Source organism: Mameliella sp. MMSF_3455, from assembly GCF_030733205.1.
Taxonomy (GTDB): domain Bacteria; phylum Pseudomonadota; class Alphaproteobacteria; order Rhodobacterales; family Rhodobacteraceae; genus Antarctobacter.
Map to the genome: position 1 here is coordinate 62,008 of NZ_JASHJL010000008.1, position 20,061 is coordinate 82,068.

Below are 20,061 nucleotides of genomic sequence, written 5' to 3' on the forward strand. Positions count from 1 at the left end.
ACATGGCACGCGCGCTTCCCTCTGCTGCTGGCGGGATCTTCGGATATTTCGTGCGCCATCCCACGGTGGCCAACCTGTTACTGGTGATCATGCTGGTGGCGGGGATGACGGCCGTGCCCAACATGCGGGCGCAGTTCTTTCCGGATATCATCATCGACGAGATCGACGTCTCGGTCAGCTGGGATGGTGCCGGCGCCGAGGACGTGGACGCGGCCATCGTGCAGGTGCTGGAGCCCGCGCTGCTGGCCGTCGACGGGGTGATCGCCTCCAGCGCCGTGTCCCGAGAAGGACGGGCCGCCATCGAGCTGGAGTTCGAGCCGGGCTGGGACATCGCGCGGGCCGCCGATGACGTGCAGCAGGCGGTGGACGGGATCACGACGCTGCCCGAGGACGCGGACGAGCCCAGCGTGCGGCGTGGCGGCTGGCGCGACCGGGTGACGGACCTGGTGATCACGGGGCCGGTGGGCGTCGACCAGTTGGCACGCTTTGCCGACGAACTGGTTGTCAGGCTCTTTGCAGAGGGCGTGACCCAGACCACCATCCGGGGCCTTGCGGCGCCGCAGACGGTGATCGAGGTGCCTGTGCAGAACCTGATCGCCCATGACATTACCATGCGCGAGATCGCGGATGCGATCGCCGCCGAGGTGCAGGCCGATCCGGCAGGCGACGTGGCCGGCGCAGGGGCGCGGGTGCGCACCGGGATCGAGAAACGCTCTGCCGATGCGATCTCGGATATCGTGCTGCGGTCGAACCCGGACGGCTCCAGCCTGACGGTGGGCGACGTGGCGCTGATCCGGGTCGAGGGGATCGACCGCGAGCGCAGCTACTTCGTGGGCGAGAACCGGGCGATCTCGATCCGGGTGGACCGATCCGCCGAGGGCGACGCCATCGGCATCCAGTCCACGGTCGAGGAGGTCGCCGCCGAGCTGACCGCCGCGCTGCCCGAGGGCGTCAAGATCGACCTGATCCGCACCCGCTCGGAATACATCACCGGGCGACTGAACATCCTGATCGACAACGCGGTGACGGGGCTGGCGCTGGTGGTCATGCTGCTGTTCCTGTTCCTGAACACGCGCACGGCCTTCTGGGTTGCGGCGGGCATTCCCACCGCTCTGCTGTCGGCCATCGCATTGATGTATGTCGCCGGGCTGACGATCAACATGATCTCGCTGTTCGCGCTGATCATCACGCTGGGGATCGTGGTGGATGACGCCATCGTCGTGGGCGAACATGCCGATCACCTGGCGCGCCGGGGGCAGGGGCCTTTCGATGCCGCCGAAGGCGCGGCGCGGCGCATGGCGCTGCCGGTGTTTTCGGCCACCATCACCACCGTCATCGCCTTCTTCGGCCTGACCGCCATCGGCGGGCGGTTCGGCGACATGATTTCCGACATTCCCTTCACCGTGATCGTGGTGCTGATCGCCTCGCTGGTCGAGTGTTTCCTGATCCTGCCCAACCACATGGCCCATGCGCTGAAACCGCGCCCGCAGAACGGCACGCGGTGGTGGCGGGTCGCGCTTGGGATCGTCGGCGTGACCCTGGTGGCTGTCCTGGCGGTGGCATTGCTGACGCTGGCGGTGCTCGCCCTGCCGACTGTCCTTGCGGGTATTCTTGGCTTGTTCGCCGGGGTGCCGGGGGGGATCACGGCGGCACAAACCGCGGCGGCGGAGCTGCGTGGCACGCTCTGGGGCCAGTTGCCCTATCTGGCCGGGGGGCTGGCCCTCCTGGTGGCGGCGGCCATCGCGCTGCGCCTTTTGGTGATGCCCGGGGATCAACGCGCACCCGTTTTGCGGACCTTTTCGGACGGGGGCATCGACATGGCGTCGATCCTGGTCAACCGGGGGTTCCGCTGGATCCGCGAGAGCCTGTTCCGTCCCTTCATGCGCGGGATCGTGGCGGGGCGCTATGTCGTCTTTGCGCTGCTGGTGGTGGCGCTGGCGACGCAGGTGACCTCCTTTATCCGGGGCGATGTGACCTGGCGGTTCTTCAATTCGCCGGAGCAGGGGTCCGTCACCGGCAACTTTGCCATGTCGCCCACCGCCACGCGGGCGGATACGGTCGAACAGATGCGCCTGTTCCAGAAGGCCGCCGATGAACTGGGCCGCGAATACGAGGAACGCTATGGCCGCAACCCGCTGGACTATGTCCTGGCCGAGATCGGCGGCAACGCGGGCCGGTCGTTGCCCGGTGCCGACACCAAGGACCCGGACCAGCTGGGCGCCATTTCCATCGAGCTGATCGAGGCCGACCTGCGGCCCTATTCCTCATTCGCCTTCGTGGGCGAGCTGCAGGAGCGCGTCGAACGCCACCCGCTGGCCGAGACGATTTCCTTTCGCGGCTGGCGCGGCGGACCGGGGGGCGACTCCCTGGATGTGCAATTCTATGGCGCCAGTTCCGAGGTGCTGAAATCCGCAGCCGAGGACCTCAAGGAGGCGGTGCTGCGGTTCCCCGAGGTGTCCGCGGTGGAGGACAACCTGTCCTACGACAAGGACGAGCTGATCCTTGAACTGACGCCGCAGGGGCTGGCGCTGGGCTTTGACATCGACGGGTTGGGGCGCGTGCTGCGCAACCGGCTGGGCGGGATCGAGGCGGCGACCTATCCCGACGGGCCGCGTTCTGCCGAGATCCGCGTGGAACTGCCCGAAGGTGAGCTGACCGCCGATTTCATGGAGCGGATGCAGTTGCGTACGCCCGGCGGTGCCTATGTTCCGCTGGCCGACATCGTGCGGGTCGAACGGCGCACCGGCTTTTCCACCATCCGGCGCGAGAACGGGCTGCGCGTCGTCTCTGTCACCGGCGACATTTCCGAGGATGACGCGGCGCGGGCCGAAGAAGTCGTCAAGGTGCTGCGCGAGGAGATCCTGCCGCAGATCGCCGAGACGCGGCAGGTGGATTATCGCCTGGCCGGGCTGGCCGAGCAGGAAAGCGATTTCCTGACCGATGCGCGCAACGGGCTGATCATGGTTCTGCTGGGTATCTACCTGGTCCTGGCCTGGGTCTTTGCCAGCTGGACGCGGCCCTTCGTGGTCATGGCGATCGTGCCTTTCGGCCTCGTGGGGGCGATCTATGGCCACGCCTTGTGGGACGTTCCGCTAAGCATGTTCACGGTGGTCGGGCTGTTGGGGATGACGGGGATCATCATCAACGATTCCATCGTGCTGGTGACGCAGATCGACGAATATGCCCGCGACCGGGGATTGATCCCCTCGATCATCGACGGGGCCTCGGACCGATTGCGCGCGGTTTTCCTGACCACGGCGACCACGGTGCTGGGCCTTGCGCCGCTGCTCTACGAAACGTCTTCGCAGGCGCAGTTCCTCAAGCCGACGGTGATCACGCTGGTCTACGGGCTGGGGTTCGGGGTGATTCTGGTGTTGCTGATCGTGCCCGCGCTGGTGGCGATCCAGCACGACCTGGGGCAGCAGTTCGCGGCGCTGAAGAAAGGGTTGCGGTTCCGGGGTGCGGGGCTGCGCGCTGTGCTGCTGACGGCGCTGACCGGGATGCTGGGATGGCTGGCGGCGACGCTGGGCTATACCGGCGTGACGGGCGAACTGATGCCGGGGCTGCCCGCGCCGGGCGGCCTGTCGCCGGAGGTGTCGGCGCTGGGCCTGTTCCTTCTGGGGGCCGCAGCGGTGCCGCTGGCCATCTATGTCGGTGGCGGCATCGTGATGCTCTGGCGGCGCGGGACGCGCGCAAAGGCGGGGGTCTGATCGTTGGCGTGACGCGGCGGCTCAGCCGCTGCAGCCTGTCAGTTCCACCGGGATATTGCCGCCCAGGATGGTGATCCGCAGGCCCGAACGGTCGAGCGCGAAGACGCCGCCGGACATATGAGTGACGCGGGTCTGCGCCACCAGTCGCCCGTCTTGCCACGAGGTGCGGGGGTCGGCGACCCAAAGATTCGGGTCCGAGGTCTCGATCACCGTTTCTTCGCGTCCCGTGCCGCGCGGCATGGCAATCGATACAGTCAGTCCCAGCCCCTTGGCCTGCGGCGTGATGCGGCAGGAGACCCCGGTCACGCCCGCGTCCTCTGCCCCGAAGGGCACATCGGCCATCGCGGCCGCGATGCGTGCGTCGGGCTTGGTCTGCGCGGCGGGCAGGGTGGCGGACACGCGCAAGCGGTGCGGCAGGCACACGTCCTTGCAGATGCCGATGTCGACCACGCCGCCCAGTCGCGCATCCTTGCCGGGCTGGTTGGGGCGGATCTTGAGCGGCAGGATCACCTCGCCCTTGTAACCGACGGACCGCATGTTCTCTTGCCAGAAGACATGCGGCGCGGGCCAGTAGATGCCGATCGCCGACATGTTGCGGGCGCCGCTCCAGTCGAATTGCGGCGGGATGCCCGCGTCGCCCGGCGAGCGCCAATAGGTTTTCCACCCCGGGGCCAGCTTGAGGTGGAGCGCGGCCATGTGGTCACCATTGGACAACCGCCATCCGGGCAGGATCCTTGCCTCGACCACGTCGTCGTAGAATTGCGCGGCGGCAAGGCCGGGCAGCAGCATCAGCAGGAAGGTCAAGAGCATCTTTTTCATGTCATTGGACTTGGCCCTTCCGGACTGAAATGAAAAGTCACGTTCCGGCGAACCCCCGTATCAGTTGACGAAGATGTGACGGTCTTGCCAGTCCTGCCACGGGCGGTCATGGTAAACCCGTCCAATGCGAAAGGGAGCCATATGGCAGCCGAGACCGGAACCCCACAGACCAACCTGACCGGGCATTTGCTGATCGCCATGCCGGGCATGGGGGATCCGCGATTCGAGCACAGCGTCGTCTTCATCTGCGATCATTCCGACGAGGGCGCGATGGGGCTGATCGTGAACAAGCCCAGCGATGACGTCGACATGCCGACCCTGCTGTCGCAGCTCAACATCGACCAGGTGTCGGACCTGTCGGAGCGGTCGGTGCATTTTGGCGGTCCGGTCGAGATGGGGCGCGGGTTCGTGTTGCACACGCCGGATTACCATTCGGTCGTGACCACGCTGGAAGTGCGCGACGACATCCACATGACCGCAACCCTGGACATCCTCGAGGACCTCGCCCGGGGCGAGGGGCCCCAGAAATGGATGATGATGCTGGGCTATGCGGGTTGGGCCGCCGGTCAGTTGGAGGGCGAGATTGCCGAGAACGGCTGGCTGGTCTGCGATGCCGCGCCCGAGCTGATCTTCGAGATGGCCGACATGGACAAGTGGGAAGCGGCCCTGAAGACACTGGGCGTGGCTGCCCTGGCGCTGAGTTCCGCAGGCGGCCGGGCCTGAGGCTTCGGGAGGGGCCGGGACAGGACTCGGGCTGCGCCCATCGCCCGCCCGCCACCCCTCGGCAAGCCCTTGCCGGAACGTGATGGCAGGGGGCGGGCGGGGCCGGCTTCAAGGCTCCACTAGCAAACAGGCGGTCAGCGTTCGGCGGCGGCGCGGCTGAGACGATCGTTGATGGCGATGCCCAGGCCCAGGTGCGGGATCGGCGTGACGGCGATCGTTGACGCGCCGGTGGCGTCGAGACGGTGCAGGTATTCAAACAGGTTGGCCGCGGCCTCTGTCAGGTCCTCGCCGGGGGAAAGGTTGAGGTCGCAGGCCACGGCGCCAAAGCCGAGCCGGGCCTCTCCGGGTTCGAATTCCACCGCGTTGAGGCGAACCCTGGCGCGCGGCGCGTAATGCGAGCGGGTCTGGCCCGGGGCGGTGATGCCGTCGGTTTCGCGGCGCAGCGCTATGCGGGTGTCGAGGACCTTGCTCAGCGCCTCTTCGGTGATGCCGCCGGGGCGCAGCAGGGTGGGCGGCGTGCCGGTCAGGCCGAGGATCGTCGATTCCAGCCCCACGGCGCAGGGGCCGCCATCGACCACCGCCTCGATCCGGTCACCAAGCCCCTCGATCACGTGGCCCGCGCGGGTCGGGCTGATCTGGCCGGAGCGATTCGCCGAAGGCGCGGCGACCGGCCCGCCGAAGGCGCGCAGCAGGTTCTGGGCCACCGGGGCGGCGGGCATCCGCACCGCCAGGCTGTCAAGACCGGCGGTCACCAGCCGCGACACATGCGCGCCCTCGCGCAGCGGCAGCACCAGCGTCAGGGGGCCGGGCCAGAAAGCATCGGCCAGGGCCTGGGCCGCCTCCGACCAGATCACCAGCTCTTTCGCGGCGTCGAGATCGGCCACATGCACGATCAGCGGATTGAACTCGGGGCGCTCCTTGGCCTTGTAGATACGGGCCACGGCGTGATCCTGCCGCGCGTCGGCGCCCAGTCCGTAGACCGTTTCGGTGGGAAAGGCGACGAGACCGCCCTCTGCCAGGATGCGCGCGGCGCGGGTCAGGTCCTGGGTGCTGGCGCTCAGACGTAGGGCAGGCATCGCGGCGATCCCTTATGACGCGGCGTTCCGGTTGAAGCGCGGGCGGCGGGAGGTACCCTCACACCCGCGTTGCGCGCGTGCTACAAGAGCGGCGCGTCCTTGCCAAGCCGGAGGAGACACCCATGCCATATCGTGCGCCGATCGATGCCTACATGCGGCTTTTGCGCGACGTTGTCGGCTATGACGCCGTCGCCGAGACCGACCGTTTTGCCGAAGCGAACCATGAAACCGTGGCTGCCGTCCTGGGCGAGGCGGGCAAGCTGTGTGAAGAGGTGCTGGCGCCGCTGCAACGCAATGGCGATCTCGATCCCGCGCGGCTGGAAAACGGCGTGGTGCGGACCTCGAAAGGGTTTGCCGACGGTTATACGGCGCTGGCCGAAGGTGGCTGGATTGCCACCTCGGCCCCCGAAGAGTTCGGCGGGATGGGGCTGCCGCTGACCGTGACCACATGCGTCAACGACATGATGGGGGCGGCCTGTCTTGCGCTGCAGCTGAACCCGTTGATGAGCCAGGGGCAGATCGACGCGCTGGAAAGCCATGCCAGCGACGAGCTCAAGGCACTGTACCTGCCGAAACTGATTTCGGGTGAATGGGCCGGGACCATGAACCTGACCGAACCGCAAGCCGGGTCGGACGTGGGGGCTTTGTCGTCCAAGGCCGTGCCGAACGGCGACGGGACCTACGCGATCACCGGGCAGAAGATCTATATCTCGTGGGGGGACAACGATTTCACCGAGAACGTCTGTCACCTGGTGCTGGCGCGTCTGCCGGACGGCGTTCCGGGGACCAAGGGCATCAGCCTGTTCCTGGTGCCCAAGCGGATCCCGGACGAGAATGGCAACCCGGGCGTGGCCAATGACTTGAACGTGGTCAGCCTGGAACACAAGATGGGCCTGCATGGCTCGCCAACCTGCGTGATGCAATACGACGGCGCCAAGGGGTGGCTGGTGGGCGAGCCGCACGATGGCATGCGCGCCATGTTCACCATGATGAACAACGCACGGCTGGGCGTGGGCGTGCAAGGCGTCAGCGTGGCCGAAGGCGCGTTGCAACATGCGCTGACCTACGCGCAGGAGCGCAAGCAGGGCCGCAGCCCCGAGGGTACAATCATCGGGCACGCCGATGTGCGCCGGATGCTGGCCACCATGAAGGCCGAGACCTTTGCTGCGCGGGCCATCGCCCTGTCGCTTGCGGTGGCGATCGACATGGGCAATGCGACCGGCGATGACGACTGGACGGCGCGCGCCGCGCTGCTGACGCCGATCACCAAGGCTTTTGGCACGGAAACCGGTATCAAGGTGGCCAACCTTGGCGTCCAGGTGCATGGCGGAATGGGCTATGTCGAGGAAACGGGTGCCGCGCAGTACCTGCGCGACGTGCGGGTGACGGCGATCTACGAGGGCACCAACGGCATCCAGGCGATGGACCTTGTCGGGCGCAAGATGATGGACGGCGGCGAGGCGATCTTTGCCCTGCTGGACGAGATCGAGAGCGGCGCCGAGGCGGCGCGCGGCAAGATGCCCGAACTGGCCGAGCCCGTCTGGCAGGCCGCGGAATCGCTGCGCGAAACGACCGAGGCCCTGGTGGCCCGGGACATGGGTGACCGTTTCGGCGGCGCCGTGCCCTACCTGATGGGCTTTGCCCGGGTGCTGGGGGCGCATTACCACCTGCGCGCGGCTCTGGCGGCGCCGGACAGCGCCGATGCGCGGTTGGCGGGTTTCTACATCCAGCGGCTCTTGCCCGAACATGCCGGGTTGCTGGCCGAGGCCCGGGCCGAGGTCGGTGCGCTGGCGGACCTGACGACAGAGGACCTGGTGGCGTGATGGACGGAACGGCGCGCGCAATCCGCTATCCTTGGGAAACGCCGCCTGCTGCGGGAGAGGCCATCGAACTGGCCGAAGGCGTGCTGTGGATGCGCCTGCCGCTGCCGATGAAGCTGGACCACGTCAACGTCTACGCGCTGGACGACGGGGACGGCTGGATCGTGGTCGATACCGGCTTTGCCTCGAAAAAGTCGCGCCGGATCTGGGAAGATCTCATGGCCGGCCCGCTGTGCGGCAAGCCGGTGCGGCGCGTGGTGGTGACCCATCATCACCCGGATCACGTTGGGCTTGCGGGCTGGTTCCAGTCGGCGCATGGCGCCGAACTGGTGACGACGCGCACCGCCTGGCTGTTTGCGCGGATGCTGCAACTGGACGCGCAGGACCGCCCCACCCAAGAGACGCTGGACTATTGGCGCAGCGCCGGGATGGAGCCGCGCATCCTGGAACAGCGCATGGCCGAACGGCCGTTCAACTTTGCCGACGTGGTGGCGCCGATGCCCTTGGGCTTTACCCGGATCAAGCAGGGCGATGTCCTGCGCATCGGTGGCCGGGACTGGGACGTGCATATCGGCAACGGCCATGCGCCCGAACATGCGACACTGTGGTCGCGGGACGATCATCTGGTTCTGGCCGGTGACCAGATCCTGCCCTCGATCAGTTCCAATCTCGGCGTCTATGCGACCGAGCCAGAGGCCGACCCGGTGGCCGACTGGCTGGAGGCCTGCGAGCGGCTGGCGACGCTGGCGCGCCCGGAGCACCTGGTCATGGGCGGGCACAAGCTGCCATTTACCGGGCTGGAGCTGCGCATGGCGCAACTGATCGAGAATCACCACAGTGCCCTGGCACGGCTGCATGCACACCTCGCCACGCCGCAGACGGCGGGCGACTGTTTCCCGCCCCTGTTCAAGCGCCGGATCGGGGATGCGGAATACGGGTTGGCCCTGGTCGAGGCGATGGCCCATTGCCTGCACCTCTGGCACGAGGGACGCGCAGAGCGGACCCGCCGCGACGATGGCGCCTGGTTGTTTCAAGCCGTCTGAACGGGCACCCGGCTCACATCTGCGTGGGCCGGGGCAGGCGCGACATCCTGGCCCCCGGGCGGCGCGTGACAGGCGCGCGGAATTGCGCTAACCCATCACGGAACGCAACCACGGGACAGGCCGCAGGAAAATCGACATGGCTGAGCACAAGCACGGAAGCATGGACATCACCGTTCAGGAAAAGACCTTTGAAGGGTTCATCAAATTCACGATCCGCACGGTCATCGTGATCCTGTGCATCGTCATCTTCATGGCGATCTTCAATTCCTGATCGGACAGACCGCCCCATGGGGCGGGGTGGGGTAACATGATAAACAGACGTGCGGCGATGACGGGGCTGGGCGCCTCGCTCTTCGTGGCCGGTTGCGCTGGCAGCGTCTCTGGTCCCGACGCGACACCGGAACAGGCGGCAGCTGCCGCCTACCGCCACCCGGGCGAGCCCGAGATCATCCTGTACACGATGATCAACAACCGGACCGGATCCGGGGCGCATTCCTCGATGCTGATCAATGCCCCGTCACAGCGCGTGATCTACGATCCCGCCGGGTCTGTCCGCTTTACCGGCGTACCGGAAATCGGTGACGTTCTGTACGGGATCACGCCGCAGGCAAAGGAGTTCTTTGAAAGCTCTCATGCCCGCAGCACCTACCGGATGTTGGCGCTGAGCCGCCCGGTGGATCCGGCGGTGGCCGAACTGGCGCTGAAGCTGGTGCAGGAGAAAGGCCCCGCCGGTCCTGCGCTTTGCTCGAATGCGGTGTCGGATGTTCTGGGCGCGTTGCCCGGGTTCGAATCCCTGCGCGGCATCTGGACCCCGAAGAAGCTGGCCACGAATTTTGCCAAATTGCCCAATGTCACCCGGCGCGTCCGGCGCGAGAACGACTCGGATGACAAGGACGCGGCGATCGCCGCGCTTGAGGCCGGCAAGAAGACCCGGACCGGCCAGCCCTGATCCGGGCGTTCAGAACGGTAGCCAGGCGCCCGAGATCATGACCGCGGCGCCTGCACCGACAGCGCCGTAAAGGCTTTTCCAGACATAGCCGACCACCAGCGCCGCCGCCGCCGCGATCAGCCGCAGCGGATCGGTCTCGCCATTTGTGGCGGTCGGCCAGACCACCAGCGGCGCGACCAGCGCGGGCATGACCGCCACGGCGGTATAGCGCAGGTGCCGCAAAAGCCAATCCGGCATGGCCCTGTCGCCGACCAGCCCCAGAAAGACAAAGCGCAGCCCGAAAGAGCCCAGCCCCAGAACGATGATCACGATCCACAGGTCCGTCATGCGCCCGGCCTCCGGTCTGCGGGCAGGCCGGCACGGCGTTCCACATCTGCCCCGGTCATCATGCCCGACAGAGCGCCGACGATCAGGCCGAGGTTATAGGGCAGCCAGGCAAAGCTGAGCGCCATGATGGCAGCAACCAGTGCCGCGGCCCGGTGCGCGCCAGTCCGCAGCGCGGGTGCAAACAGCGCGATAAAGGCGATCGGCAGCGCGAAATCCAGCCCCAGTTCCGGCGGCACCGCCTCACCGACCAGCGCGCCGACAATCGTGAACAGATACCAGAAGGGGCAGATCGGCGTCATGACCCCCATGAAATAGGCGAATTTCTGGGGAACGGTCATCTCTGGCCGCTTTTCATATTCCACGATGGAGGCGGCAAAGGTCTGGTCCACAAGGAAATAGGCCACCAGAACCCGCTTCCACATCGGCAGGTGCCCGAGGTGCGGCGTGATCGAGGCCGAATACATCGCCATCCGCAGGTTCACCGCCAGAGCCGAGACGATGACAACCAGCGTCGGCGCGCCGTCCTGCATCAGTTGCACGGCTGTGAACTGCGCGGCCCCGGCGATCACGACTACCGAAAAGCTGATGATTTCAAACAGGTTGAGGCCCGCATCCGCTGCGACCACGCCGAACAGCATGGCAAAGGGCGCCACCACAAAGAGAAAGGGCAGGGCGGTCCGCATTCCCCGCCAATAGCTTGACATCGCGTCTGTGTGGTCCATCACTACACCTTCCATTCGCCCCACGCCGTAGCCAAGCGAGCCGCCCGATGCAATCGCCCCCGGACACTCCGACCAGTGAATTCGCGTCCGACTACCTGATCGCGCCGGACCCCGCGTCAGCCCGCCTGACGCGCGCCGTCACCGGGACCGACCATACCGGCGCCGAGGTCGAGGTATCCGTGGTCGAGGAACGCCCGCTGACGATCTTCCTGAACCGTCAGGAAATCGTCACCGCCATGACCATCGGGGATTACCCCGAGTACCTGGCGATCGGTTTCCTGCGCAATCAGGGGATGCTGGCCGACGGTGAGCAGATCACCGGCGTCGATTACGACGAAGAATTGGAAACCGTCGTGGTTCGCACTGCCTCGCAAACCACGTACGAGGAAAAGATGCAGAAGAAGACGCGCACCTCCGGCTGTGCCGTGGGGACCGTCTTTGGCGACATGATGGAAGGGCTGGAACAGGTTCGCCTGCCCGCGACAGAGGTGCGCACCTCGTGGCTTTACACGCTGGCGCACAAGATCAACACGACGCCGTCGCTGTACCTCGAGGCCGGGGCGATCCACGGCACGGTGCTGTGCCAAGGCGACCGTCCGCTCGTCTACATGGAGGACGTGGGCCGCCACAACGCCGTGGACAAGATTGCCGGCTGGATGTTCCGCGAAGGGGTCAGCGCGGAGGACAAGATCCTGTACACCACCGGGCGGCTGACCTCGGAAATGGTCATCAAGACGGCACTGATGGGAATCCCGGTGCTGGCGTCGCGCTCGGGTTTTACCGCCTGGGGCGTTGAGATCGCCCGCCAGGTCGGGCTGACCTGCATCGGCCGGATGCGCGGCAAACGCTTTACCTGCCTGTCCGGTGCCGAGCGGTTGGTCCGCGACATGGATCCGGACGCCGTGCCCGAGGAGAGCGCCAAGCATCGCCGCAAGAGCGCGGGGCAGACATGAAACAGCCCGTTGGCGTGATCCTCGCGGGGGGGCTGGCCTCTCGCATGGGCGGCGGGGACAAGGCCCTGTTGACGCTGGGTGGCCAGACGTTGCTGTCCCGCGTGATCGAAAGGCTTTCGCCACAGGTCGCGGCGCTGGCGCTGAATGCCAATGGCGACCCGGTGCGCTTTGCCGAGACTGGCCTGCCGGTGGTGGCCGACACCATCGCCGATTTCCCCGGCCCGCTTGCCGGGGTGCTCGCGGGTCTCGACTGGGCGGCCGAACAGGGCGCGGACACGCTGGTCAGTGTTGCCGCCGACACGCCGTTCTTTCCCTGTGATCTGGTGCCGCGCCTCTTGCTGGCCAGCGAGGGGCAGGAGCATCCGCTCGTTCTGGCCGCGACCAAGGGCGACGCCCAGACCCGCAGCAAGTCCCGTTCGGGCCTGATCCGGCATCCGACCTTCGGCCTCTGGCCCGTGGCATTGCGCGACGATCTGCGCGCAGCGCTGGAGGGCGGGCTGAAAAAGGTCGTGCTCTGGACCGAGAAACACGGCGGGCGCGAGGCGCTCTTTCCCTCCGTGCCTTTCGATCCATTCTTCAACGTGAACACGCCGGAGGATCTGGCACAGGCGGAGGCGCTGCTATGAGGCTCTACGGGGTGACGGGGTGGAAGAACGCCGGAAAGACCGGCCTGATGGAACGGCTGGTGACGGAAATCACGTCGCGCGGTCTGACCGTCAGCACGGTCAAGCACGCACATCACACCTTTGACGTCGATCACCCCGGCAAGGACAGCTATCGCCACCGCCACGCGGGCGCGTCAGAGGTGATCCTCTCCTCGCGCAACCGGGTGGCCCATATGATCGAGCTGCGCGGCGCCGGTGAACCCACGTTGGACGAGCTGCTGGCGCGGTTGGCGCCGGTCGATCTGGTGCTGGTCGAGGGCTACAAGCGCGACCGCCATCCAAAGATCGAGGCCTTCAGGGCCGAAACCGGCAACCCGCTGATCGCCCATGAGGACCCGACGGTGCGTGCCGTTGCCGCGGACACGGCGCTGACGCTGGACCGGCCTGTCTTCGACCTGAACGATACCGTGGCCGTGGCCGATTTCATCCTCGCGGAGGTCGGCCTGGCAAGGGCGGCGGAATGACGGGGTTCGACCGCTTTCTGATGGTGGACTGGTCGGGCGGCAATGATGCTGGCCCGCGGCCCCGCAAAGATGCGATCTGGATCGGCGAGACCGGCCCGGAGGGAGAGGCGGAACCGCTGTACCAGCGCAACAGGCGCGTGGCCGAAGAGACACTTGCCAACGGGATCGAGGCCGCGCTGGTGTCGGGAGAGCGTCTTTTTATCGGTTTCGACTTTCCCTTTGGCTATCCGGCCGGTTTCGCGGAGGCTCTGACCGGGCGGGCCGATCCGCTGGAGGTCTGGGGCTGGCTGGCCGATCGGGTCGAGGATGCCCCTCGCGCCAACAACCGTTTCGACGTGGCGGGCGGCATCAACAGGGCTTTGGGCGGCGGGCGCGGGCCGTTCTGGGGAAATGCGCTGAAACGGGACATTCCCGGTCTGCCGCGCACCAAGGCGGGATATGCAAATCCCTTTCCCGAACGCCGTGCCTGCGAGGCGCAGGGCAAAGGCACGTTCACCTGCTGGCAATTGGCGGGCGCGGGTGCCGTGGGATCCCAGGTGATCATGGGGCTGCCCGTTCTGGAACGGCTGAGACGGCGCTTTGCCGGGCAGGTATCCATCTGGCCCTATGAGGCGCTTGACCGGCCCGTCGCCTTCGTCGAGATCTGGCCGGGACTGATCAATGATGCCGTGCGGCGGGCAACCGGCCCCGGTGACATACGCGACGCCGTGCAGGTCCGCCTGCTGGCGCGCGCCCTGGCGGACACGGCGCCGCAGCGGCTGCGAGACATGTTGTCGGTCGAGGCGCCAGAGGAAGGCTGGATCCTGGGGCTTGGCGCCGAGAGCGAATTGATGGGGAGTCTGGCCGCATGACATTGAAACCGCCGGCCCTGAACAACGACTGTTTCGCCCTGCCGCCCGGGGTCGACTGGACCCCGGTGGACGAGGCGCTGAACATGTTGCGCGCGCGCCTGCACCCGGTCGTGGCAAGAGAGGATGTGCCCGTTATGGCAGCGGCCGGTCGGGTTCTTGCGGCGCCGCTGACGGCGCGACGGGCCAACCCGCCGCTGCCCAATACCGCCGTGGACGGGTTCGGCTTTGCTGCTGATACCATCGGCGAGGCGGCAGAGTTTACCTTGCCGTTGGTCGAGGGACGCGCCGCCGCGGGGCTTGCCTTCTCGGGTGCGGTGCCGCCCGGCCATGCCATCCGTGTGCTGACCGGCGCCGCCCTGCCGGAGGGCGTGGATACCGTGGTTCTGGACGAAGACTGTGCGACCGATGGCGCCGCGGTGGCCTTTCGCGGCCCGGTCAAACCCGGTGCCAACACCCGCCGCGCGGGTGAGGACGTGGCGGAGGGGGAGGAGATCCTGTCGCAGGGACGGATGCTGACTCCGGCGGACCTTGCACTGGCCGCAGCCACGGGACTTGCCGATCTGCCCGTCTACACGCCCCTGCGCGTTGGTGTCCTGTCGACCGGGGACGAGGTGGTGCCCGCCGGGCAGGTGGCTGCGCCCGGCCAGATCTACGACGCCAACCGGCCGATGCTCATGTCGCTCATCGCGCGATTTGGTCACGCTTCCGTCGATCTTGGCCATGTGCCGGATGACCGCGAGGCGCTGCGCGCGCGGCTCGACGGGGCCGAGGTGGAGGCGATCCTGACATCCGGTGGTGCTTCGGCGGGGGATGAGGACCATGTGTCGGCTCTGTTGCGCGAGGCCGGGGCGCTGACCGCATGGCGCATCGCGCTGAAGCCCGGACGCCCCCTGGCGTTGGGGGTGTGGCAGGGCAAGCCTGTCTTCGGTCTGCCGGGCAACCCGGTCGCGGCCTTCGTCTGCAGCCTGGTCTTTGCCCGCCCGGCGCTGCGCCTGCTCGCCGGGGCCGGGTGGGATGACCCGGCGGGTTACACCGTGCCGGCGGCGTTTGCCAAGACCAAGAAACCGGGGCGGCGCGAGTACCTGCGCGCCCGTCTGCGCGACGGCCGGGGCGAGGTCTTCAAGTCCGAGGGCTCGGGCCGCATCTCGGGGCTGAGCTGGGCCGAGGGTCTGGTGGAACTGCCCGATGCCGCGGCCGAGATCTCGCCGGGAGACCCGGTGCGGTATATTCCATTCGGCAGTTTCGGGCTGTGAGCCGGGGCGGGGGCGCTGCCCCCGTCTCCCTGCGGTCGACTCCCCCGGAGTATTTTTGCAGAGAAGAAGGGCGGGCCAGCGTCCTAGTCGAAGGTGCCTGCCACCCGTCCCAGCAGCATGAAGGCGCGCGCGGTACGGGTCATGGCGAAGGCCGAGATCTCTTCGTCCGAGGCATTGGGCTCGAAGCTTGAAAAGCTGGTGTCGAAGCGACGCAGGAAATGATGCGCCGCATCGCGAAAGATCGGATCCTGTTTCATCCGCCCGGCCGCCAGCGCCAGCGAGGAGCGGTCGCGTACGCCCCCCAAGGAAGCGATGGGGCGGCCCCGTTCGCCCTGGGCAAAGGCGCGCCAGGTTTCGGGGCGGGCCAGATCGGGGCGCAGATCATCCATGTAGATGCCGTCCTGGCTCATCAGGGTCAGCACGTCCTGGGCGGCCTGGATCAGCTTGGCCGTGCCGCGATCCTTGAGCGCCCGACGCAGGGCAGCAAAGCCTTCCTCGTCCTCGGCGGTTTCGGGAAAATGCAGGGCGCGGATGTAGTCGGCATTGGGCAGGGGCGGCTGCAGCGCCTCTGCCGGGGTGCCCAGCGACAGGGCGGGCTGGTCGTCGCCGTCGGACCCGTCCGGGGCGGGCAGGGCGCCGGGTTGGCCGCCCTGGCGGATGCCACCAAGCATGGCCAGCGTGGATTCCAGGTTCTTCTGGGCGCCCGCGATATCGTCCAGCCGCTTGACCAGCATGGGATGCGGCGGCTGACCCTTGCCGCTTTGCGCCTGGGCGACATAGGCCTGTCGGATTGCGTCGATGGCCGCCTGCAGGCGGGCGCTTTCGCTCCGCATGATACGCGCGGCGCGGATCGTGAGGGCCGCGACCCAGACCAGCGCCACCGGCATCACGACCACCATCAGTGCCAGCAGGAAGTGCAACGGCCCGTTTTCGCCCTCGGGCAGACCAAGGAAATACCAGCCCGAGATCACAACCCAAATGATCGAGATCACCGCTGCGGTGATCTCGATTCCGGTGACACCCTCGGTCGCGCCGCGGGCGTAGAGGCCGGGCAGCGTCGGGCGGGCGTCCTTTGGGTCGCTCATGGCGTGTCTGCCCTACTTGTAGGCGATGCTCAGGATTTCATAGGACTTGGCGCCGCCCGGGGTGCGAACCTCGACGCTGTCGCCCTCTTCCTTGCCGATCAGGGCACGGGCGATGGGCGACTTGATGTTCAGCAGGCCCTTTTCGACGCTGGCCTCGTGTTCGCCCACGATCTGCCAGGTCTTTTCCTCGTCGGTGTCTTCGTCGACGACGGTCACGGTGGCGCCGAACTTGATCGGGCCGGACAGGGTCTTGGGGTCGATCACCTCGGCCAGGCCAAGGGCGCCTTCCAGTTCCTTGATGCGGCCCTCGATGAATCCCTGCTTTTCGCGCGCCGAATGGTATTCGGCGTTCTCCTTGAGATCGCCCAGTTCGCGCGCCTCCGCGATCGCCTGGATGATGGCGGGCCGCTCTTCGGACTTGAGCTGTTTCAATTCGGTTTCGAGCGCGGTGTAACCCGCGCGGGTCATCAGGATCTTGTCCATTTTCGGATCGTCTCTGCCTCTTCAGCGAGTGTTTCAGGAGTGTCGTCGCCCGTTGCGCCGATGTAAAGCCAAGCGCGACCTCAGACCAGCGGGATTTTTCCGGTCTGCATGCAGGTTTGACTTTCGAAGAGGTGCGGGTACTGTGGATTGCACCTTATTAGCAACGAGATTTTGATATGCGTTCCCTTATTTCCCTTGCCGCGGCCGCCGCGGTTTCCGGCATTGCTGCCACATTCGCACAGGCCCAGTCCATCGAAACGATCAGCGTTTCTCCCGATGGTCAGACCGTCCTCGTGGGCGGCACCAACCGGACGGTCTATTCCCTGTCCGCCGAGACGCTGGAGGTGACGGACCGGCGCTATGTGTCGGAACTGGTGCGCCAGATCGTGCACGGTGCCGATGGCGAGCTGGTCTTCTTTCGCGACGATGCCGACACGCTGACTGCCTACAAGACCGCCGATATGTCCTTTGCTTGGAAGGCCTCGGACGTCGACAACATGGCCTATGACCCGCGCGCCGGTGCCATTGCCGTGCTCGACCAGCATTACAAGGACGATTCGGTCAGCCTGCTGTTCGCGGCCACCGGAGAGCAGATGGCGCGCGTGGCGATGGGCAAGATCAAGTCCAACCTGATCGCCCTGGCACCCGGTGCGGACAAGGCGTTGATCCTGACCAACTACGCCAAGTCCGACGCCGAGGAGAAGGCGGATGAGCCGGACGACCTGAGCAAGCTGCAGAAGGCTGATTTCAAGCAGTTGCACGACGGCTATGTCAGCAACGTGGTGACGGTGGATTTCGGTACCGGCGCCTTCGAAATGTCCGAAACGCCCTATCGCGTCTCTTACCCCAAGGCGGTGCGGATGGCCGGGGACAGGATGATGATCCTGCGCACCAACATGGATTCGATGATGCTTGCCCCGGACGGATCGGGTGAGCTGATCGACCTGGGCGAGGACTACTTCAACTACGCCGACATCGACGCCAAGGGAGAAACCTACATCCTGACCAAGGGCGTGGACCTGCGGTTCGTGCCCGTGGCCCAGGACGGCCCCGAGGGGCTGCTCAAGGGAGAGCGGCTGCGCGGCGGGCCGGCGGAATGGATCACCGCCATGGCAGAGGCGCCGGACGGCACGCTGTATTTCGGAACCAATGCCTATCGGCTGCTCAAGGTCGGTCCGGACCGTGGCAAGATCGAGATCGTGCCGGTGTACTGAGACCTGTCCTGCACCGGACACATGGAAAGGCCGCCTTCGGGCGGCTTTTTTCGTGCGTGCAAAGGCGCGGGAGCGCGCGGCAGTGTCGCAATAGGACCTTGCAACGCCGTGTCGTGATTGACCTGTGCTGCACTGCCGCGCTACTCAGTCGCGAAAGAAAATTTCAATGCCCCTCGAAGGGAAGGAGCCGGAATGTCCGACTTTGAGCGCGAATCCATGGAATACGATGTCGTCATCGTGGGCGGCGGCCCGGCGGGACTGTCCGCCGCGATCCGCCTGAAACAGCTCGACGACAGCCTGGACGTGGTCCTGCTGGAAAAGGGATCGGAGATCGGGGCGCATATCCTGTCGGGCGCCGTGCTGGACCCCTGCGGCCTGGACGCGCTGATCCCCGACTGGAAGGACAAGGGCGCACCGCTGAACACGCCGGTGACCGAGGACAACTTCTACATGCTGGGCGAGGCGGGCAAGGTCCGTATTCCCAACTGGCCGATGCCGCCGCTGATGAACAACCACGGCAACTACATCGTCTCGATGGGCAATGTATGTCGCTGGATGGCCGAACACGCCGAGGAGATGGGGGTCGAGATCTTCCCCGGCATGGCCTGTTCCGAACTGGTCTACGGCGAGAACGGCGAAGTGCGCGGCGTCGTGGCCGGTGAATTCGGCAAGAATCCCGACGGCACCCCGGGGCCCAGCTATGAGCCGGGTATGGAGTTGCTGGGCAAATACGTCTTCCTCGGCGAAGGCGTGCGCGGCTCTCTGTCCAAGGAAGTGATCGAGAAATACGACCTTTCCGCCGGCAAGGAACCGCAGAAGTTCGGCCTTGGCATGAAGGAGATCTGGGAGATCGACCCGGCCAAGCACAAGGAAGGTTCCGTCACCCACACGATGGGCTGGCCGCTGGGGTCGAACGCGGGCGGCGGGTCGTTCATCTACCACCTCGAGAACAACCAGGTCTACGTCGGATTCGTCGTGCACCTGAACTACGAGAACCCCTACCTGTATCCCTACATGGAATTCCAGCGTTTCAAGCACCATCCGATGGTGGCCGAGCTGCTGGAAGGCGGCAAGCGCGTCGCCTATGGCGCGCGTGCGATCAGCGAAGGCGGCTATCAGTCCATGCCCAAGATGGTGGCGCCGGGCGTTGCGCTGCTGGGCTGTTCGGTGGGCATGGTCAACGTGCCGCGGATCAAGGGCAACCATAACGCGATGCTGTCGGGCAAGGCGGCGGCAGAGGCGGCCTATGCCGCGCTGCAGGATGGCCGGGCCAGCGACGAGCTATCGGCCTACGAGACCGAGGTCCGCGAGGGCGCCATCGGCAAGGACCTCAAGATGGTCCGCAACGTCAAGCCGATGTGGTCGAAATACGGGCTCACCGCCAGCCTCACGCTGGGTGGTCTGGACATGTGGACGAACAACATGCTGGGCTTTTCCTTCTTCGGCACGCTGGGCCACGGCAAGAGCGACGCCGAGGCCACCGGCATGTCGGCCAGGTTCGAGCCGATCGACTATCCCAAGCCCGATGGCAAGCTCAGCTTTGACCGCCTGACCAACGTCGCCTTCAGCTTTACCAACCACGAGGAAAGCCAGCCTGCGCACCTTCAGTTGAAGGACCCGCATGTCCCGACCTCGATCAACCTGCCGAAATACGCCGAACCGGCGCAACGGTACTGTCCGGCCGGGGTCTACGAGGTGGTCGAGGACGAAAGCGGACCGCGCTTCGTCATCAACTTCCAGAACTGCGTCCACTGCAAGACCTGCGACATCAAGGACCCCAGCCAGAACATCAACTGGACGGTTCCGCAGGGCGGCGAAGGGCCGAACTATCCCAACATGTGACGGCGCGCGACGCTGCGTTCAGGGGGCCGGGGTCTGATGACCCCGGCCGTCTTGCGTTCAGG

19 protein-coding genes are annotated in these 20,061 nt (G+C 66.3%); 13 read left to right on the top strand and 6 right to left on the bottom strand.

Going from position 1 to position 20,061, the window contains the following annotated elements; all coding sequences use genetic code 11:
• Window positions 1–2 precede the first annotated feature (2 nt).
• Complete coding sequence (locus tag RBB42_RS07815; protein ID WP_305969367.1) at window positions 3–3,710, top strand: efflux RND transporter permease subunit; 3,708 nt, start codon at window positions 3–5, stop codon at window positions 3,708–3,710.
• Window positions 3,711–3,731: 21 nt separating this feature from the next.
• Here RBB42_RS07815 and RBB42_RS07820 read toward each other — a convergent pair whose 3' ends face one another.
• Window positions 3,732–4,529 (bottom strand): protein-disulfide reductase DsbD domain-containing protein, encoded by a 798-nt coding sequence (locus RBB42_RS07820; RefSeq protein ID WP_305969368.1) that lies wholly within the window; start codon window positions 4,527–4,529, stop codon window positions 3,732–3,734.
• A 141-nt stretch (window positions 4,530–4,670) separates the two neighbouring features.
• Between RBB42_RS07820 and RBB42_RS07825 the strand changes: the two genes are divergently transcribed.
• Window positions 4,671–5,252 carry a YqgE/AlgH family protein gene (locus RBB42_RS07825; RefSeq protein ID WP_305969369.1) on the top strand — a complete coding sequence of 194 codons (582 nt, stop codon included), beginning with the start codon at window positions 4,671–4,673 and terminating at the stop codon, window positions 5,250–5,252.
• A 134-nt stretch (window positions 5,253–5,386) separates the two neighbouring features.
• Here the strand turns inward: RBB42_RS07825 and RBB42_RS07830 are convergent, their stop codons facing one another.
• A complete protein-coding gene (locus tag RBB42_RS07830; protein WP_305969370.1) occupies window positions 5,387–6,328 on the bottom strand; it encodes an L-threonylcarbamoyladenylate synthase in 942 nt (313 codons plus the stop codon).
• Window positions 6,329–6,450: 122 nt separating this feature from the next.
• On the opposite strand from RBB42_RS07830, the gene RBB42_RS07835 reads away from it, so the two are divergent.
• From RBB42_RS07835 to RBB42_RS07850, 4 genes are all read left to right on the top strand, one after another.
• A complete protein-coding gene (locus tag RBB42_RS07835) occupies window positions 6,451–8,151 on the top strand; it encodes an acyl-CoA dehydrogenase family protein (protein ID WP_305969371.1) in 1,701 nt (566 codons plus the stop codon).
• Window positions 8,151–9,191, top strand: coding sequence for an MBL fold metallo-hydrolase (locus tag RBB42_RS07840; protein WP_305969495.1), 1,041 nt, complete (start codon window positions 8,151–8,153; stop codon window positions 9,189–9,191). Before RBB42_RS07835 ends, RBB42_RS07840 begins: the two co-directional genes overlap by 1 nt.
• 136 nt (window positions 9,192–9,327) lie before the next feature.
• A complete protein-coding gene (locus RBB42_RS07845; RefSeq protein ID WP_305969372.1) occupies window positions 9,328–9,462 on the top strand; it encodes an aa3-type cytochrome c oxidase subunit IV in 135 nt (44 codons plus the stop codon).
• Window positions 9,463–9,498: 36 nt separating this feature from the next.
• The gene (locus tag RBB42_RS07850; protein WP_305969373.1) at window positions 9,499–10,140 is read left to right on the top strand and encodes a hypothetical protein; all 642 of its coding nucleotides are present in this window, start codon (window positions 9,499–9,501) and stop codon (window positions 10,138–10,140) included.
• 9 nt (window positions 10,141–10,149) lie between these two features.
• Here RBB42_RS07850 and RBB42_RS07855 read toward each other — a convergent pair whose 3' ends face one another.
• Complete coding sequence (locus RBB42_RS07855) at window positions 10,150–10,467, bottom strand: AzlD domain-containing protein (RefSeq protein WP_305969374.1); 318 nt, start codon at window positions 10,465–10,467, stop codon at window positions 10,150–10,152.
• Window positions 10,464–11,189 carry an AzlC family ABC transporter permease gene (locus RBB42_RS07860; protein ID WP_305969375.1) on the bottom strand — a complete coding sequence of 242 codons (726 nt, stop codon included), beginning with the start codon at window positions 11,187–11,189 and terminating at the stop codon, window positions 10,464–10,466. Before RBB42_RS07860 ends, RBB42_RS07855 begins: the two co-directional genes overlap by 4 nt.
• Window positions 11,190–11,236: 47 nt before the next feature.
• Here RBB42_RS07860 and RBB42_RS07865 point away from each other — a divergent pair, with 47 nt between their 5' ends.
• From RBB42_RS07865 to RBB42_RS07885, 5 genes are read left to right on the top strand one after another with little or no spacing between them, the layout of a single operon-like run.
• Entirely contained in the window at window positions 11,237–12,142 is a 906-nt protein-coding gene (locus RBB42_RS07865) for a formate dehydrogenase accessory sulfurtransferase FdhD (RefSeq protein WP_305969376.1), read from the top strand.
• Window positions 12,139–12,768 (top strand): molybdenum cofactor guanylyltransferase MobA, encoded by a 630-nt coding sequence (gene mobA, locus RBB42_RS07870; protein WP_305969377.1) that lies wholly within the window; start codon window positions 12,139–12,141, stop codon window positions 12,766–12,768. The genes RBB42_RS07865 and mobA overlap by 4 nt, the downstream gene beginning before the upstream one ends.
• Complete coding sequence (gene mobB / locus RBB42_RS07875; RefSeq protein ID WP_305969378.1) at window positions 12,765–13,271, top strand: molybdopterin-guanine dinucleotide biosynthesis protein B; 507 nt, start codon at window positions 12,765–12,767, stop codon at window positions 13,269–13,271. Before mobA ends, mobB begins: the two co-directional genes overlap by 4 nt.
• Window positions 13,268–14,122 carry a molybdopterin guanine dinucleotide synthesis gene (locus RBB42_RS07880; RefSeq protein ID WP_305969379.1) on the top strand — a complete coding sequence of 285 codons (855 nt, stop codon included), beginning with the start codon at window positions 13,268–13,270 and terminating at the stop codon, window positions 14,120–14,122. Before mobB ends, RBB42_RS07880 begins: the two co-directional genes overlap by 4 nt.
• Window positions 14,119–15,375, top strand: coding sequence for a molybdopterin-binding protein (locus RBB42_RS07885; protein ID WP_305969380.1), 1,257 nt, complete (start codon window positions 14,119–14,121; stop codon window positions 15,373–15,375). Before RBB42_RS07880 ends, RBB42_RS07885 begins: the two co-directional genes overlap by 4 nt.
• An 83-nt stretch (window positions 15,376–15,458) precedes the next feature.
• On the opposite strand, the gene RBB42_RS07890 is transcribed toward RBB42_RS07885, so the two are convergent.
• Window positions 15,459–16,460 carry a hypothetical protein gene (locus RBB42_RS07890; RefSeq protein WP_305969381.1) on the bottom strand — a complete coding sequence of 334 codons (1,002 nt, stop codon included), beginning with the start codon at window positions 16,458–16,460 and terminating at the stop codon, window positions 15,459–15,461.
• A gap of 12 nt (window positions 16,461–16,472) precedes the next feature.
• Complete coding sequence (gene greA / locus RBB42_RS07895) at window positions 16,473–16,943, bottom strand: transcription elongation factor GreA (protein ID WP_305969382.1); 471 nt, start codon at window positions 16,941–16,943, stop codon at window positions 16,473–16,475.
• A gap of 176 nt (window positions 16,944–17,119) precedes the next feature.
• Here greA and RBB42_RS07900 point away from each other — a divergent pair, with 176 nt between their 5' ends.
• Together RBB42_RS07900 and RBB42_RS07905 are read left to right on the top strand one after the other, a co-directional pair.
• A complete protein-coding gene (locus RBB42_RS07900; protein WP_305969383.1) occupies window positions 17,120–18,157 on the top strand; it encodes a hypothetical protein in 1,038 nt (345 codons plus the stop codon).
• Window positions 18,158–18,349: 192 nt separating this feature from the next.
• Window positions 18,350–19,999, top strand: coding sequence for an electron transfer flavoprotein-ubiquinone oxidoreductase (locus RBB42_RS07905; protein ID WP_305969384.1), 1,650 nt, complete (start codon window positions 18,350–18,352; stop codon window positions 19,997–19,999).
• The last annotated feature ends 62 nt before the right edge of the window (window positions 20,000–20,061 follow it).

Bases quoted from the DNA above. Each gene is read 5' to 3' on its own strand.
- mobA (WP_305969377.1), top strand. From the start codon at position 12,139: ATGAAACAGCCCGTTGGCGTGATCCTCGCGGGGGGGCTGGCCTCTCGC.
- RBB42_RS07880 (WP_305969379.1), top strand. From the start codon at position 13,268: ATGACGGGGTTCGACCGCTTTCTGATGGTGGACTGGTCGGGCGGCAAT.
- RBB42_RS07845 (WP_305969372.1), top strand. From the start codon at position 9,328: ATGGCTGAGCACAAGCACGGAAGCATGGACATCACCGTTCAGGAAAAG.
- RBB42_RS07900 (WP_305969383.1), top strand. From the start codon at position 17,120: ATGCGTTCCCTTATTTCCCTTGCCGCGGCCGCCGCGGTTTCCGGCATT.
- RBB42_RS07840 (WP_305969495.1), top strand. From the start codon at position 8,151: ATGGACGGAACGGCGCGCGCAATCCGCTATCCTTGGGAAACGCCGCCT.
- RBB42_RS07830 (WP_305969370.1), bottom strand. From the start codon at position 6,328: ATGCCTGCCCTACGTCTGAGCGCCAGCACCCAGGACCTGACCCGCGCC.
- RBB42_RS07850 (WP_305969373.1), top strand. From the start codon at position 9,499: ATGATAAACAGACGTGCGGCGATGACGGGGCTGGGCGCCTCGCTCTTC.
- mobB (WP_305969378.1), top strand. From the start codon at position 12,765: ATGAGGCTCTACGGGGTGACGGGGTGGAAGAACGCCGGAAAGACCGGC.
- RBB42_RS07825 (WP_305969369.1), top strand. From the start codon at position 4,671: ATGGCAGCCGAGACCGGAACCCCACAGACCAACCTGACCGGGCATTTG.
- RBB42_RS07815 (WP_305969367.1), top strand. From the start codon at position 3: ATGGCACGCGCGCTTCCCTCTGCTGCTGGCGGGATCTTCGGATATTTC.
- RBB42_RS07905 (WP_305969384.1), top strand. From the start codon at position 18,350: ATGTCCGACTTTGAGCGCGAATCCATGGAATACGATGTCGTCATCGTG.
- RBB42_RS07820 (WP_305969368.1), bottom strand. From the start codon at position 4,529: ATGAAAAAGATGCTCTTGACCTTCCTGCTGATGCTGCTGCCCGGCCTT.
- RBB42_RS07885 (WP_305969380.1), top strand. From the start codon at position 14,119: ATGACATTGAAACCGCCGGCCCTGAACAACGACTGTTTCGCCCTGCCG.
- greA (WP_305969382.1), bottom strand. From the start codon at position 16,943: ATGGACAAGATCCTGATGACCCGCGCGGGTTACACCGCGCTCGAAACC.
- RBB42_RS07855 (WP_305969374.1), bottom strand. From the start codon at position 10,467: ATGACGGACCTGTGGATCGTGATCATCGTTCTGGGGCTGGGCTCTTTC.
- RBB42_RS07835 (WP_305969371.1), top strand. From the start codon at position 6,451: ATGCCATATCGTGCGCCGATCGATGCCTACATGCGGCTTTTGCGCGAC.
- RBB42_RS07890 (WP_305969381.1), bottom strand. From the start codon at position 16,460: ATGAGCGACCCAAAGGACGCCCGCCCGACGCTGCCCGGCCTCTACGCC.
- RBB42_RS07860 (WP_305969375.1), bottom strand. From the start codon at position 11,189: ATGGACCACACAGACGCGATGTCAAGCTATTGGCGGGGAATGCGGACC.
- RBB42_RS07865 (WP_305969376.1), top strand. From the start codon at position 11,237: ATGCAATCGCCCCCGGACACTCCGACCAGTGAATTCGCGTCCGACTAC.